The organism is Yoonia sp., from assembly GCF_036770585.1.
Lineage (GTDB): Bacteria > Pseudomonadota > Alphaproteobacteria > Rhodobacterales > Rhodobacteraceae > Yoonia.
Map to the genome: position 1 here is coordinate 1 of NZ_DAIPIW010000032.1, position 14,641 is coordinate 14,641.

Here is a 14,641-nt window from a genome sequence, read left to right on the forward strand (position 1 = left end):
AGTGCTGCCCTCCGAAGGCAGAGGTCACAGGTTCGAATCCTGTCGGGTGCGCCATAATTCATGTGCCGATGAAGTGGGCTGCCTCGTTCCAAGGCATCCGTTGTATCGCGATCAATCGGTCAGCCGTGACTCCAGGGCGACCAGGATTCGCTGATGCTCTGCCTGCACGTCTGCTTCGTCAATCGTATGAGACGATGGATAAGCACTGCGTGTCGTTCCCCACATCTGTTTGCAAAATGGCTGGTCGTCGCCTTCATAGGTCCAGCCTCTGAAGTGTTCAGGTACGAAGAATTGGGCAGGGTAGATATATAGTTGTTCGGCGTAATCCCTATTTGTTTTGAAGAAGTTGCGCAGGAAGAAATTGCCGGTTCCCTTCCACGGTTTGGGCGGGTTGGCAGCATCGATATCTGCGCCGATCCGTTCAATGATCGCATCTAAGATCGGATGGTTCGCCGGACTTCCCAAGATGGGGCAGACCAACCCCTTTTTGCGGGGCATACCCAACCCATCGCAGACCTCTGGTGGCACCTCGTAACAAGTGAACGGCGTATCATGGTCCAGCAGGGGATCAATCGAACGAAGGCAGATGCTATCGGCTGCTGCAACAAATCCGCCAAATTCAGATAGAATTTCGTAGCGCAAGATATCGGCTACGCCAGCGTACTCGCGCTGCCGGAAATAGGTACACAGCAGCGCATGGTTGCGAAAGCGACGCGACAAAAGGTAGTCGTTATCATAAACCGTATAATCCCAATCGGGGTTCATTTCTTGCCACGACCGCATCCATTGCGTGGGTGGCGCAAGTGGGCCAATCCAAATGTGGCCAAATCGCTTCGGTATCATTCTTCGCGGCCGTGCATGACTTGCTTCAAGTGGAGACTTGCCATTCAAGGAACCTTGCTACAACCCCAACCCCGCCAACCTGACCGCCTGCCGCGCTGCCAGGGCGTCTACCTCGGCCTTTGTCGCGGCACTCAGCGCGCCGCCGGGTTTGCGCACCGTGTCGTGCGCGATCACGCCACGTTGGGCCAGCGTGTATTTGCGGATCGCCAATCCCAGACCCGGCTGCGCCTCGTAGCGGATCATCGGCATATAGGCGTCGAAGATGTCGCGCGCGCGGTCGATCTCGCCCGCGTCATGGGCGGCCACGACCTGCGCCATCATTTCAGGGTAGGCGAAACCGGTCATCGCACCGTCTGCGCCGCGCAGCATCTCTTCCAGCAGGAACTGCCCGCCGTTCCCGCAAAGGATCGAGATGCGCCGCGCCCCCTTGCCCGAGGCCGCACGCAGCGCGCTGATCTTGTCGAGACCCGGCCAGTCCTCGTGTTTCAGCATCACGCAGGTCGGGCAGTCTTCCACGATCTGCAGGATCACCGAGGTCGGCACGACCACATCCGTCACAAGCGGGAAATCCTGCAGGACAAAGGGCGCCTCGCCCAGCACCTCGGCGGTGTTGTGGTAGTAGGTCACGATCTGCCCGTCGGTCTTGAGCGTTGCGGGCGGGGCGACCATGACGCCTGCGGCACCGGCCTGCATGGACTGGTCGGCAAGCGCCCGCATCGCGGCAAATCCGGGTGCAGAGACACCGACGATGATGGGCACCGAACTGCGCGCCACGACGCGCTTGACGATCCCCAGCGATTCTTCGGCCGAAAGCTTGCCCGCTTCGCCCATGATCCCGAGGATGGTCAGGCCGGTCGCCCCCGCTGCGATGTAGAAATCCACCATGCGGTCGACGCTGTCCCAATCGACCGCCCCATCGGGCGTGAAGGGTGTGACGGCGATGGTAAAGACGCCTTTGGCGGTTTCGTCAAGCATGGCGGGCTCCTTTATGGGATTGGTTCAGGGCGATATGCGACAGGGCGAGGGCGGCGCCCGCCTGACAGGGTTCGATCACGGGCAGTCCCGTCTCGGTTTCAAGTGTTGCGCGGTAATGCGCCATGCCGGCGCAACCCATGATCAGGACGTCTGCACCATCGGCGTCGCGCAGGTGCTTGGCCGTGGCGATCATCGCGGCAAGGCTTTTGTCGGGATCGGCAAGATCGGCCACGCCAAGGCCAAGCGCGCGGTCCCCGGCAAGCCTGTCGAGAACACCCATCGCCCCGAAAGCACGCAGGTGGCGGGGGATGGATGCGGGCAGGATGGCGATCACACCGAAGCGCTGGCCAAGGGTCAGGGCCGACATGACCGCCGCCTCCTGAATGCCCACCACGGGCAGGGCGGTCTGGTCGCGCAAGGCATGTAATCCGGGGTCGCCGAAGCAGGCGATGACATAGCCTGCGGCATCGTGCTGGGCGGCGGCCAGTTGCAGCATCGGCGCGATCGTCAGATCGGCCTGTTTCTGGCTTTCGATTCCCGGCGGACCTTCCGCCAGCGTCATGCACCGGATCGGCACACCGAACCGGCGCAGGGGGTCCACCGCGCGGTCGATGCCAGCCGTAACCGTCTCGGACGAATTGGGATTGATGATGATCAGGGTGTCGCCGCTCATGCGCCGTCCCGTGTGGCTGACTGGATTTCGATCTGATAGCCTTCGGGGTCGTTGAAGACGAAGGCGCGGATGCCGATCTCGTCGTTGACGAAAAGCTGCGACAGACCGTCGAGCCTCTCTTCCTGTGCATAGGCATAATAAGCGTCCACATCCGGCACGCGGATGCAAAGCTGGACGCATTTCTCGGGCTGCCAGTTGTTCATGCCGCGGGTTTCATCCACCAGCCCGACATGCGCGCCTTCCGCGATGCGGTAGATCTTGCACCAGCCCTGATCGATGGCAAGCGGCAGGCCGAGGATGTCCTCGTAGAACCGCATCGCGGTGGGCAGATCGCGGTAATAGAGAAAGGTGATGGCAAGCGTGTTGGCTGTGGCGGGGCGGGGCATGGTTATCCTTTCATGGGGCCGATGGTCGGGCGGTTGATCCACTGGCCGGATCCCGCTGTGGCGGTGCATGTGACCGCGGTGACGATCTGGCGACCGCGCAACCAGACATCCGTGGGCCAGCCCTTGACGGTGCGACCGGCCCAAGGGTTGTAGCCGACATTGTCGTGCAGGTCGTTCTGGCCGTAGGTCACGGATGTCTCGGGGTCCCAAAGCGTGATGTCGGCATCCATGCCCGGGGCAAGGCGGCCTTTCTTTTGCAGACCGTAGATCTCGGCGGCGGCGGTTGACGTGAGGCGGGCAAAGGCGATTGGCCCGCCTTTGCCCTGGCTGACCATGGCGTCGAACATCAGCGGCGCCCGTGTCTCCAGCCCCGGCAGACCGTTGGCGATCTGGTCGAAGCGGACGCCGGGCCCGGCAGAGAGCTTGCCGGTGGCGTCATGGCGGTAGGGGGCATGATCAGAGGACACCAGTTGCAACGTCCCGTCCGCCAGCCCTTCCCACAGGGCCTCTTGGTCGTCGGCGGTGCGCTGCGGGGGCGAGCACATGTATTTCGCGCCCTCCAGCCCGTCTTGCCGCAGGATATCTTCGGTCATGAACAGGTAATGCGGGCAGGTCTCGGCCCAGAGGGGGGCACCGCGTTTGCGGGCGGCGCGGATCGCTGCGACCCCTTCGCGGGTCGAGATGTGAAAGACCATCACCGGGGTATCGACATATTCGGCAAAACGGCAGAGACGCTCGACCGCCTCGATCTCGGCCATGCGCGGGTGCGAGGCGGCGTGGTGATGGGGTGCGGTCTTGCCTGCGGCGAGAAGGGCGGCCTTGGCCTCGGCGATGATCGCGTCGTTCTCGGCGTGGACGCAGACCAGCCCGCCGGAGGCGCGCGCCTGTCGCAAGGTATGCAGGATCTGCGCATCGGTCAGTTTGATGGTGTAGGTCGTGAAGACCTTGATCGATTTATGGCCTGTCGCCATGGCCTGCGCGATATCGGACTCGAAGGCCGCCACATTCGTATCGCGCACGATCATGTGGAAGGCATGGTCGATCATCGCGCCGCGCTTTGCGAGGGCGGCATAATCCGCCAGCGCCGCGCTGATCTTTTGCCCTTCGGCCTGCGCCGCAAAGCTGATCACGGATGTGGTGCCGCCCATGGCGGCGGACCGTGTCGCGGTTTCGAAGGTATCGGCGTTCATCAGGCCCATGCCGGACATCTGTTCGATATGGGCATGGGGGTCGACACCGCCGGGCATGACGTATTTGCCAGTGGCATCGATGGTGGCCCGCCCTGCAAGGTCGCCGCCAATCGCCGCGATGGTTTCGCCGGTCACGCCCAGATCGCCTTGGACGATTGCTTCGGGCGTGACGATGCGTCCGCCTTTGATGACCAGATCGTAAGTCTCGGGCATGGTTTGCTCCGCCTTGGTGTCGCGGGATGTTGCCCGCGACAGGGCGGCGAATGCAAGGCCCCCGCTACTGGTCTTTCGTGGTGTCGTCATCCCCGACCGAGGCCCGCCCGATCATATGGGCCCCGATGGGCGTGGTCAGCATCAAAAAGAGGATGATCGCGATGACGCGGACGGTGATTTCCGCCTCTGACAGGTAGATCGCGCCGCCGACAAGGATCAGGCTGGACCCCAGCACCCCCGCCTTCGTCGAGGCGTGCATCCGCGTCAGGACATCCGGCAGCCGCAGCACGCCGATCGCGGCCACAAGGGCAAAGAAGCCGCCGGTCAGAAGAAAGAGGCCGATCAGGATATCAAGCATCGGCTTTCTCCTTGCGGCGGGCTTCGGCGCGCTCGGCATAGCGGGCGAGGGCGACCGTGGCCAGAAAGCCGACCAATGCCAACACCAGCGCCACGTCGAGCAGCGCGAAGACACCCGTCGCCACAGCCGCGACACCGCAGACCGCGATGACCGAAACCGTCATCATGTCCAGCGCCACAACGCGGTCGGCAAGGCTTGGACCCTTGGCAAGCCGGATGAAAGCCACCGCAACGGACAGCATCACCATCACGAAACTGACCCATATGGCCCAGTCGAGGAAAACCGCAGACGTCATCACTCGAACACCTCCTTCACCATCCGTTCCGTCCCCTGTTTGAGGCTGGCAATCACCGCATCGGGATCATCGGCGAACATCGCATGGACAAGCAATGTCTTGCGATCCGGCGTCACATCAAGGCTGAGCGTGCCGGGCGTCAGCGAGATCAGGTTGGTGACCAACAGGATCTCGATGTCGGATTTCACATCCAGAGGCATCTTGATGATCTTGGGGTTGGAATAATCCGTGGGTGTCAGCACATCATAGGCGACCCTGATGCTGGAGACCGCCAGATCGTAGACGAAAAACAGCATCAGCCGCACCACGCGAAACGCGCGCAGGAAATACTTGTCTTGCACCCCGAAGAGCGGCTGCAACAGCCACAATACCAGAAACCCCAGAACGAAGCCTGCCGAAAGTTGAAACAGCGTGAAACTGCCCCAGAGGGCTGCCCAGAGCACCGCCACCAGCAGGTTGAGAAGAAAGATGTTCATGATGCCTCTCCCAAGACTGCAGCGATGTAGTCGGTCGGATCAAGCAGTTGAGCGGCGGACCGTTCGGCGAATTGGACGAAGGGTTCGGGGTTCATGCCGATGATGATCGTCAGCACGGCCAACCCGCCGATGGGCAGCAGTTGCGCCCATTTGTGGGGCAGGGTGGACAGGCGCGGCTCGATCCCCTCGGGGTGGTTCTTCCAGAACGCCTCGGCCCAGATTTTCGTCATCGAATAGATCGTCATCAGGCCGACCGCCAGCGCGATGAAGGCGACAAACCACATCTCGATGTCGAGGCTGGCCTTTACGATGATGTATTTCGCCCAGAACCCCGAGAGCGGCGGAAAGCCTGCAAGCGAGAAGGCGGGGATCAGGAACAGGACGCCAAGGAACGGCGCGTATTTGTAAAGACCGCCGATCTGGTAAACCTCGGTGCCGCCGGTCAGCCGCTTGGCGACGCCCGCGATCAGGAAGAGGTTGGCCTTCACGATGATGTGGTGGACCAGATAGAAGACCGCCCCGACGATGGCCAGCGGCGTCATCAGTGCCAGCCCGAGGATCATGTAGCCAATCTGGCTGATGATGTGGAACGACAGGATCTTGCGGAAATCCGATTGCGCCGCAGCCCCCAGAACGCCCACGACCATGGTCAGGCAGGCGACCCAGAGCAGGACCGTATGCGTGAAGCCGATGTCATGGTCGAAAACCAGCGTGAAACACCGGATCAGCGCATAGACCCCGACCTTCGTCAAAAGCCCCGCGAAGATGGCCGAGACCGAAAAGCTGGGGGTGTGATAGGCCGCGGGCAGCCAGAAGAACAGCGGAAAGACCGCCGCTTTCACCCCGAAGGCCACCATGAACATCATCGCCACAACGGTCAGCAGGCCCTGATTTTCGACCTCTTCCACCTTCAGCGCCAGATCGGCGAAGTTGAGCGTGCCGGTCATCCCGTAAAGCAGACCGATCCCCATCAGAAAGAAGATCGTCGAGATCAGGTTGAGTGCGACGTATTTGACGCCGCCGTCGATCTGCTCGCGCCCGCCCATCAGGACCAAGAGGCCGAACGAGGCGATCAGCATCACCTCGAACCAGACATAGAGGTTGAACAGGTCGCCCGTCAGGAAGGCACCGGTGACGCCGGCCAGCAGGACCTGAAACAGGCCGTGATAGCCCAGACGCTCTTGCTGTTCGGTGATGTCGCCCATGGCATAGATCGCCACGGCGAGGCCCGTGATCGCGGTGATCAGCACCATCACGGCGGACAGAAGGTCGGCCACCAGCGTGATCCCGAAGGGGGCGGCCCATCCGCCCATTTGCGCCGCGACGACACCTTCGTCGAGCACAACCGCCATCAGAGAGATCGACGCGATCAGCCCCGCACCCGATCCGGCCACCGAGACCCATTTGCCCGAGGGCGCATGGCGCAGCAGATAGGCGATCACGGCTGTCACGAATGGAATGATCAGCGGAAGGGAGAGATACCAGCTCATTGTTTTTGGTCTTTTGGCTCGGCGACGCGCATCTCGTCGGTGTTCAGGGTGCCAAGGCTTTGATAGGCGCGAAAGGCAAGGATCAGGGCAAAGGCGAAGAGGCCGAAGCCGATGACGATGGCGGTCAGGACCAAGGCCTGGGGCAGGGCGTTGGCCACCAGCCCCACGGGCGCATCAAGCCCATCGGGCACCAGCGACGGTGCGCCGGGCGTCAGGCGGCCCGCCACGAAAATCGTCAGGTTCGCGGCATTCGACAAAAGGATCAGCCCGAACAGGAACCGCAGCAGGCTGCGCGCCAGCATCAGATAGACCGAGGCCGCGACAAGCACGCCGATCAGAAGCGAAAGAAGCTGTTCCATCAGACGCTTTCCTCCAATGTGAAGGTGATCGACAAGATCGCCCCCAAAACCACCAGATAGACGCCGATATCGAAGACCAGCACCGAAGACAGCGGCAGGCCCTTTTCGGTCTCGGTCGCCCCGATGAACAGCCATTGCCCGGTGAAGAACCCGTCTCCGAAGGCCGCCGCCATCACACCGGCCAAAAGCGCGATACCAAGACCCACGCCGGCGATATTGCCCGGATCGAAGCGCAGCGCGCGCCGCGCGTCACCGGTGCCGCAGGCGATGGCGTAGACGACAAAACCCGTGGCCGCGATCAGCCCGCCGATGAAGCCGCCACCGGGCGCGTTGTGCCCACGCAGCAGCATGTAAAGCGAGAAGATCACCAGAAGAACCGCCAGCACCCGTGCGCCGGCCTGCAGGATCACCGAGTTCATGGTTTCTCCTCCTCGGGTTTGGCGCGCAGCAATGCAAAGATGCTGACCGCGGCGATCAGGACCACGGCGATCTCCCCGAAGGTATCCAGCGCGCGGAAGTCCACCAGAATGACGTTGACGATGTTCTGGCCGAAGGCCTCGGGCCAGCTTGCTGTTTCGAAGTAGCTGGTCAGTTCGCGGTCGATGGGGCCGCTGGTGACGCGCATCAGGATCAGGGTCGTGACAAGGCCGAAACCCACCGCCAATATGGCATCGAAGGGCCGCTGCGCCGGGCTGTCGCGGTCAAGCGAGGGCAGCTTGAGCGCGGCTGTGGCAAAAAGCACCACGACCAGGGTTTCGACCAGCAACTGGGTGATGGCCACGTCCGGTGCGGAATAAAGGATGAAGATCATCGCGATCCCGATCCCCACCACGCCAAGTCCCGCAAGCGCGGTGATACGCGAATTGGTGACCACCGTCAGACCTGTCCCCAAGAGCACCAGCAGGACCACCAGCCAGTCCCAGAGCGCGATCCGAGGCCAGCCGACGGCGGGCAGGCCGGGGCTTTGCGTGAAGAGCGTATAGGCAAGGGCCACAAGCGCCGTGCCGAAGGTCGCCAGCATGTAGTGCTTCAGAACGCCGGTCTGGATCACGGACGTCAGCGCCTTCGAGCCCGCAGCCACGCCGGCCATCAGCCTGTCCCAGCCAGTGTCGAAACTCGGCGCGGCAGTTGTCACGTCGATCAACTTGTCCCGCAACTGGATCTTGTAGGCATAAAGCGCAAAGCCGATGACGAAGGTCGCGATGCTCAGGAACAGCGGCAGGTTGATACCGGCCCAGAGCTTCAGCTCTTTGGCGGGTTCGGCACTGCCGACGATCGCGGCGACTGTCGGGGTCACCAGCGCTTGCAGCGTTTCCGGGAAGATCCCGAAGAAGGCCCCCAGCAGGGCCAGCACGACCGGTCCGGCCAGCATCGGCCAGGGCGCCTCTTTGACATCGGGGATCGGACTGCCGGACTTGCTCCAGAATGGACGGAAGGACACGATCCCGGCGATGGCGACCATCAGGGCGCTGGAAATCAGAACGGCCCCCGCGACGAAAATCGGTTCCGAGGCTACGGCCAGCGCGCCTGCATATTTCAGCTCTTTCCCGATGAACCCCAGGAAGGGCGGGAAGCCCGCCATGGACAGGGCCGCGACACCCGCCGCGACCGCCGTGATCGGCATCGCCTTGGCCATCCCGAACAGCCTGTCGGCATCCCGTGTTCCGGTCTGCGCATCAAGAATACCGACCACAAGGAACAGCGCCGCCTTATAAAGCGAATGCACCACAAGGAAGGTCGCGGCGGCGGTGATCGTATAGCCGTTTTCATTCCCCAAGAGCAACGTCAGCGCCCCCAGCGCCATCAGCGTCGTATAGGCCAGTGCCAGCTTGAGATCGGTCTGCCGCAACGCCATGACCGAGGCGAAAACCATCGTGACGGCCCCCGCAATCGTCAGGGTCCAGAGCCAGACATCGGTGCCGGCAAGCGAGGGATGGGTGCGGGCCAGCAGGTAAACGCCCGCCTTCACCATGGTGGCCGAATGCAGATAGGCACTGACAGGGGTGGGGGCCGCCATGGCGTTCGGCAGCCAGAAATGAAACGGCATCTGTGCCGATTTGGTGAAGGCCCCCGCCAGCACCAGCAGCAGGATCGGCAGATACATCACATGTCCGGTCAGCACGCGCGGCATCGCATTGATCTCGGACAACTCGAAGGTGCCCGCCACATTGCCGATCAGGATGATCCCCGCCAGCAGGGCCAGACCGCCGATGCCGGTCATCAACAGCGCCTGCAGGGCCGAGCGCCGCGACTTGGACTGATCGTGACCAAAGCCGATCAGCAGATAGGAGGTGATCGTGGTCAGTTCCCAAAAGACGAACAAGGCCAGCAGGTTATCCGAGATCACCAACCCGATCATGGCAAGCATGAAGCTGGTCAGATAAAGCGAAAACCGCGCCTGATGTTCGTGCCCCGCCAGATAACGCGCGGAATAGAGCATCACCATGGCGCCGATCCCGGTGATCAACAAGGCAAAGGTCAGGCTGAGGCCGTCGATATAGAAGCTGACGTTCACGCCGAGACTGGGCACCCATGCCCAGACGAAACGCAGCGTGTCGCCCGCGGTGATGACCGGCAACATCTGTGCAAACCATATGAACAGGCTGCCTGCGACAAAGACCGGCAACAGCCCGGCCGGTGTCATCCAGCGAGAAGATGAAGCCGCCATCTACCGGGCCACCTTGTCTGCGAACGGAAAAAACGGATCGACAGTGGACGCACAAGACCACGTCACCAGCATCGCCGGTTGCTTTGTCATTCTCTGCCCCTTCAGTGCAATGTTCTTGCTTCTCTGCAACCAGATATAGTTGGCACTCCGCCGATATAAAGCTAACAAATACGGAAACTTCGATAGGAGATTCCTATCACCAAGGAGAAAGTTTTGCAAAAACTGCCCAGTATGCGGCAACTTGCCTATCTGGTGGCCTTGTCCGAGGCGCGGCACTTTCGCAAGGCGGCCGAGGCGATCGGGATCAGTCAGCCCTCGCTCAGCCTTCAGATCGGCAACCTCGAAACCGTTCTGGGTGTGCAACTGGTGGAACGGGGGCGCGGTCCTGTGACCCTGACGCCCGAGGGGCGCGAGGTGTTGGTGCGCGCTGCCCGCGCTGTCGACGAGGTGCGCAGGATCGTCGATCTGACGTCTTCGCTGAAGTCCGGCATGGCCGGAACGATCCGCCTCGGCACGACGCCGACGATCGGTCCCTATCTGATGCCCTATGTGGTGCAGCGGTTGCACGCCCGTTACCCCGACCTGCGCCTTTATATCCGCGAGGTCGCACCGCGCGACCTGCGGGGCGAATTGCTGACCGGCAGTCTTGACGTGATCCTGACACAATTGCCCGAGGGCGGGGCGGACCTGACCACGCGACGGCTGTTTCGCGAACCCTTGCTGCTGGCGATACCCGACGACCATCCGCTTGCGGAACGACAGGATATCACCGAGGCGGACCTGCTCGACCTCAATGTGCTGTCGATCGGGCCCGATTACGCGCTGCATGCGCAGATCGCGGCGCTGTGTCATCAGCACGGCGCGATCATTGCCAGCGACTACGAAGGCACCAGTCTGGATGCGATCCGGCAGATGGTCGGGATGGGGATGGGCGTGGCGTTTCTGCCGCGGCTCTACGCGCGGTCCGAGATCGAGGGGCGCGACAGCAACGTCATCGTCAAACCCTTCCGGCGCAGCACTGTGACGCGATCGATCGGTGTCGTCTGGCGCAGTGCAGCCGGGTCGGCGATGTATGACAGGTTGTGGGAGGTGATCCGCGAAGCAGCGCAACAGCACCTCAAGAACGGGCCGTCACCGCTGACTTTCGATTGAACCGGAAAAAAATGGCGCCGGAAGGCGCCTGTGGGTCGGGATCAGCCCCGCCAGCTTCTGATCGGGCCGCAGTCCATGTGGACAAAATTGGACCGTGCGTAGCGTCCGACACCGCCCGCGCGACAGGCAAGGGCTGCGTCCGCCATCTGGGACGTGCTGCGGCTTTGCAGTCGCAGGTCGGCGGCCTGTCCGCGCATGTGGAGCGAGTTGCGCGCCACGCCACTGTTGCTTGACCGCAGCATGCCGTTGGTCGCGGGGGACCGGTATCCGGACAACAGCTGATAAGGTTCATTGGTGCTGAGAAGGTTGCGCGCGGCGGCCATGATGTCGATCGTGCGCAGGTCGATCTGGATCGCCTCGTTCGTGCGCCAGTCGCGCATGAAGTGATTGATTTCGCGGATCGCTTCGCCGATGTATTCGCCTTCGATCCAGTAGATGGTGTTCAGCCGTTCGCCCGTGCGGCCCGACTGCATCGCGATGCTGCGGATGTCGCCCGCGCCGCGTAGAAAGCCGGCGGCGTTGGAAAATGTCGGTGCGGCCGAAATGGCTGTTGCTGCAAACGCGCCCAATAGGCCACGCCGGGTTACCCCAGAGGAGGTCTTCTTATCCATGTTATTGCGCCTGTCCCGTCGCTCGAATAACGCTGCTATGCAGCAGCTTGGTTACCGTCATCTCCCCAGATGCAACTGTGTTATGGCATAAATCGAATCGATCACCAAGGGTCTTGTACCGACTTTCTGCTTAACAAGAGGACAATTGGCGAGATTTCGCGCGGCATGCTTATTGCGACATCGTTGCCACAACGCCGGTCGTGCAATGGCGCAACACTTGGACGGGACGCGGTGATCTCGCGCTTTTGTCAATGGACACACGGCTTTGACACGTTCAGCGTGGGTGAACCATCGGCATTTTGTATGACCTAATCAATGACTACTCGGACGGACTGAAGTTATGATCGCCTCACTGACTGTGACCCCTTTTCACCTTCTTCGCGCTCTCGCCCTGGCGGGGCTGGCCTGCTGGTTTGCCGTCACCGCCCAAGCGCAGGGGCAGATAACACCCTTTCAGCAAGCGGTGGCGCAGGCCGTGTCCGGCGATGAAACGCTGGCGACATTCTACCGCGAGCGCGGCTTTCAAGGCATCTGGAGCGGGCGCAGCGACAGTGATCGGCGCAATGCGCTGCTGGCGGCCTTCGAATCGGCCGGGGATCATGGCTTGCCCACGGCGACATACGACGCGCGCAGCCTGATGGCGCAACTTCAGGCCGCCACGACCCCGCAAGAACAGGGCCGTCTCGAGGTCGCGATGTCGCGCCAATTCCTCGATTATGCACGCGATATCCAGACCGGCATGCTGATCCCGTCGCGGATCGACAGCGCCATTCACCGCGAGGTGCCCTTGCGCTCGCCCTTGGGCACGCTGCGCGCCTTCGCCCAGTCGAACCCTGCGGCTTTCCTGCGCGCGCTGCCGCCAGCTTCGCCTGAATATACGCGGCTTCTGGCGGAAAAGATGCGGTTCGAGCGGATCATCGGCACCGGTGGCTGGGGCCCGACCGTGCCCGGCAGCAAATACGAACGCGGCGATAGCGGCGCTGGTGTCGTGGCCTTGCGCAATCGCCTGATCGCGATGGGCTTTCTGGGCCAGACCACGACGCAGACCTTTGACGACGCGATGTTTGCGGCCGTGCAGCAATTCCAGCTGGCACATGGTCTGGCCACCGATGGCACAGCCGGCAGCGGCACCCTGGAAGAGATCAACGTCTCGCCCGAGCGTCGCCTGCAAGCGATCATCGTCGCGATGGAGCGCGAGCGCTGGATCAACCGGCCGCGCGGCGAACGCCACATCTGGGTGAACATCACCGACTTCACCGCAAAGATCATCGACAACGACGAAGAGACATTCTCGACCCGGTCCGTCGTGGGTGCGCGTTATGACGACCGCGCAACGCCCGAGTTTTCCGATGTCATGGAATTCATGGTGGTCAACCCAAGCTGGTATGTGCCGCGCTCGATCATCACCAAAGAGTATCTGCCGCAGTTGCAACAGAATCCGCGCGCCGTCTCGAACCTGCTGATCACGGACCGCTCCGGTCGGGTTGTGGATCGCGGCACGGCCGACTTTTCGGGCTATACGGCAACCACCTTCCCTTACGCGATGCGCGAACCCCCCAGTCAGGGGAATGCGCTGGGGCTGGTGAAATTCATGTTCCCCAACCGCCACAACATCTATCTGCACGACACCCCTGCAAAGAGCCTCTTCGGGCGCGAGGTGCGGGCCTATAGCCATGGCTGCGTCCGTCTGGCCGATCCGTTCGACTTTGCCTATGCGCTGTTGGCGCGGCAGTCGAACGATCCGCAGGGGCTGTTCCAGTCGACATTGGCGACCGGGCGCGAAACCCGCATCGATCTTGTCGATCCGGTGCCGGTGCATCTGGTCTATCGCACCGCCTATACCCAAGCCGACGGGCGCATCCAGTTCCGCCGCGACGTCTACGGGCGTGACGGACGCATCTGGAACGCTTTGGCGCGCGAAGGGGTGGTTCTTCGCGCCGTTGGGGGATAGATCTGGCGTCGGTATCGATCCGAGGTCGGCATGACATATTCAGTCAAGGACATCGCTGCGGCGCTGGGGGCAGAGGCATTCGGCGCCGTTGATCTTTTGGTGCAGGGTGCGGCCGAACCGGCGGCAGCGGGACCGGATGATCTGGCTCTGGCGATGACGCCGGCCTATGGCGATGCCCTGCGGAAGGGCAAGGCGCGGGCTGCCGTGGTCTGGCCGGGCGCGGACTGGCAGGCTTTCGGACTGAAGGCCGCCATCATCGCGCCCCGGGCGCGGCTGGCCATGGCGGGGCTGACGCAGATGCTGGATGCGCCGTTGGGGCCGACGGGGGTGCATCCTTCGGCCTCTATCGACCCGCTTGCGACGCTGGCAGAGGATGTCACGGTCGGTGCCTTCTCGGTCATCGGCGCGGGCGCGCGGATCGGCAAGGGCTGCTGGATCGGCGATCACGTCAGCATTGCGGCCGGTGTCGTTCTTGGTCCCGACTGCCAGATCCATGCGGGCACAAGGCTACAGCGCCGCGTGCGGATCGGGGCGCGTGTGATCATCCAGCCCAATGTTGTGATCGGCGGGGACGGCTTTTCCTTTGTCACGGCCGCGCCGTCGCATGTGGAAAGGGCGCGTGAAACGCTGGGTGAGGCGCCCCTGACCGTGCCGGAGGATCCGCGCTGGCACAGGATACACTCGCTGGGTGGGGTCGAGATCGCCGACGATGTCGAGATCGGCGCGAACTCTTGCGTGGATGCCGGGACCATTCGTGCGACCCGCATCGGGCAAGGCACCAAGATCGACAGTCTGGTGCAGGTCGGGCACAACGTGGTGGTCGGCGCGCATTGTCTGCTATGTGCGCAAGCGGGCGTTGCGGGATCGACGGTGATCGGCGATCGGGTCGTGGTCGGCGGCAAGGCGGGTGTGGCCGACAATCTGAAGATCGGCGACGATGTGGTTCTGGGCGGCGGGTCCGTCGTTTTGTCCAACGTTCCGGCAGGCCGCGTGATGATGGG

General features: G+C 62.5%; 16 protein-coding genes. 3 read left to right on the top strand and 13 right to left on the bottom strand.

What is annotated here, in order from left to right; genetic code table 11:
- Positions 1-111 precede the first annotated feature (111 nt).
- The 12 genes from V7N12_RS07660 to V7N12_RS07715 all read right to left on the bottom strand — a co-directional run bounded on the left by V7N12_RS07660 (position 112) and on the right by V7N12_RS07715 (position 9,926).
- Positions 112-843, bottom strand: a complete 732-nt coding sequence (locus V7N12_RS07660; RefSeq protein WP_333713814.1) for a glycosyltransferase family 32 protein — start codon at positions 841-843, stop codon at positions 112-114.
- A gap of 57 nt (positions 844-900) precedes the next feature.
- A complete protein-coding gene (locus V7N12_RS07665; RefSeq protein ID WP_333713815.1) occupies positions 901-1,818 on the bottom strand; it encodes a dihydrodipicolinate synthase family protein in 918 nt (305 codons plus the stop codon).
- The gene (locus tag V7N12_RS07670) at positions 1,811-2,491 is read right to left on the bottom strand and encodes an aspartate/glutamate racemase family protein (protein WP_333713816.1); all 681 of its coding nucleotides are present in this window, start codon (positions 2,489-2,491) and stop codon (positions 1,811-1,813) included. The genes V7N12_RS07665 and V7N12_RS07670 overlap by 8 nt, the downstream gene beginning before the upstream one ends.
- Entirely contained in the window at positions 2,488-2,877 is a 390-nt protein-coding gene (locus tag V7N12_RS07675) for a VOC family protein (RefSeq protein WP_333713817.1), read from the bottom strand. The genes V7N12_RS07670 and V7N12_RS07675 overlap by 4 nt, the downstream gene beginning before the upstream one ends.
- A gap of 2 nt (positions 2,878-2,879) precedes the next feature.
- Positions 2,880-4,280: a dihydropyrimidinase gene (gene hydA / locus V7N12_RS07680; RefSeq protein WP_333713818.1), complete on the bottom strand. Its 1,401-nt coding sequence runs from the start codon at positions 4,278-4,280 to the stop codon at positions 2,880-2,882.
- Between the two features lie 64 nt (positions 4,281-4,344).
- Positions 4,345-4,638: a monovalent cation/H(+) antiporter subunit G gene (mnhG, locus tag V7N12_RS07685; RefSeq protein WP_333713819.1), complete on the bottom strand. Its 294-nt coding sequence runs from the start codon at positions 4,636-4,638 to the stop codon at positions 4,345-4,347.
- The gene (locus tag V7N12_RS07690) at positions 4,631-4,933 is read right to left on the bottom strand and encodes a monovalent cation/H+ antiporter complex subunit F (RefSeq protein ID WP_333713820.1); all 303 of its coding nucleotides are present in this window, start codon (positions 4,931-4,933) and stop codon (positions 4,631-4,633) included. Before V7N12_RS07690 ends, mnhG begins: the two co-directional genes overlap by 8 nt.
- Positions 4,933-5,409, bottom strand: coding sequence for a Na+/H+ antiporter subunit E (locus V7N12_RS07695; RefSeq protein ID WP_333713821.1), 477 nt, complete (start codon positions 5,407-5,409; stop codon positions 4,933-4,935). Before V7N12_RS07695 ends, V7N12_RS07690 begins: the two co-directional genes overlap by 1 nt.
- Positions 5,406-6,899 carry a Na+/H+ antiporter subunit D gene (locus V7N12_RS07700; RefSeq protein ID WP_333713822.1) on the bottom strand — a complete coding sequence of 498 codons (1,494 nt, stop codon included), beginning with the start codon at positions 6,897-6,899 and terminating at the stop codon, positions 5,406-5,408. The genes V7N12_RS07695 and V7N12_RS07700 overlap by 4 nt, the downstream gene beginning before the upstream one ends.
- Positions 6,896-7,258, bottom strand: a complete 363-nt coding sequence (locus V7N12_RS07705; RefSeq protein ID WP_333713823.1) for a Na+/H+ antiporter subunit C — start codon at positions 7,256-7,258, stop codon at positions 6,896-6,898. The genes V7N12_RS07700 and V7N12_RS07705 overlap by 4 nt, the downstream gene beginning before the upstream one ends.
- Positions 7,258-7,677, bottom strand: coding sequence for a Na+/H+ antiporter subunit B (locus V7N12_RS07710; protein WP_333713824.1), 420 nt, complete (start codon positions 7,675-7,677; stop codon positions 7,258-7,260). The genes V7N12_RS07705 and V7N12_RS07710 overlap by 1 nt, the downstream gene beginning before the upstream one ends.
- Entirely contained in the window at positions 7,674-9,926 is a 2,253-nt protein-coding gene (locus tag V7N12_RS07715) for a putative monovalent cation/H+ antiporter subunit A (protein ID WP_333713825.1), read from the bottom strand. The genes V7N12_RS07710 and V7N12_RS07715 overlap by 4 nt, the downstream gene beginning before the upstream one ends.
- Before the next feature lie 231 nt (positions 9,927-10,157).
- Here V7N12_RS07715 and V7N12_RS07720 point away from each other — a divergent pair, with 231 nt between their 5' ends.
- Entirely contained in the window at positions 10,158-11,078 is a 921-nt protein-coding gene (locus V7N12_RS07720; protein ID WP_333713826.1) for a hydrogen peroxide-inducible genes activator, read from the top strand.
- Positions 11,079-11,119: 41 nt separating this feature from the next.
- Here the strand turns inward: V7N12_RS07720 and V7N12_RS07725 are convergent, their stop codons facing one another.
- Positions 11,120-11,689, bottom strand: coding sequence for a YcbK family protein (locus tag V7N12_RS07725; protein WP_333713827.1), 570 nt, complete (start codon positions 11,687-11,689; stop codon positions 11,120-11,122).
- Positions 11,690-12,029: 340 nt separating this feature from the next.
- Between V7N12_RS07725 and V7N12_RS07730 the strand changes: the two genes are divergently transcribed.
- Together V7N12_RS07730 and V7N12_RS07735 are read left to right on the top strand one after the other, a co-directional pair.
- Positions 12,030-13,640 (top strand): L,D-transpeptidase family protein, encoded by a 1,611-nt coding sequence (locus V7N12_RS07730; protein WP_333713828.1) that lies wholly within the window; start codon positions 12,030-12,032, stop codon positions 13,638-13,640.
- Positions 13,641-13,670: 30 nt separating this feature from the next.
- Positions 13,671-14,641 (top strand): UDP-3-O-(3-hydroxymyristoyl)glucosamine N-acyltransferase (locus V7N12_RS07735; RefSeq protein WP_333713829.1); only part of this gene is annotated, 971 nt, incomplete at its 3' end.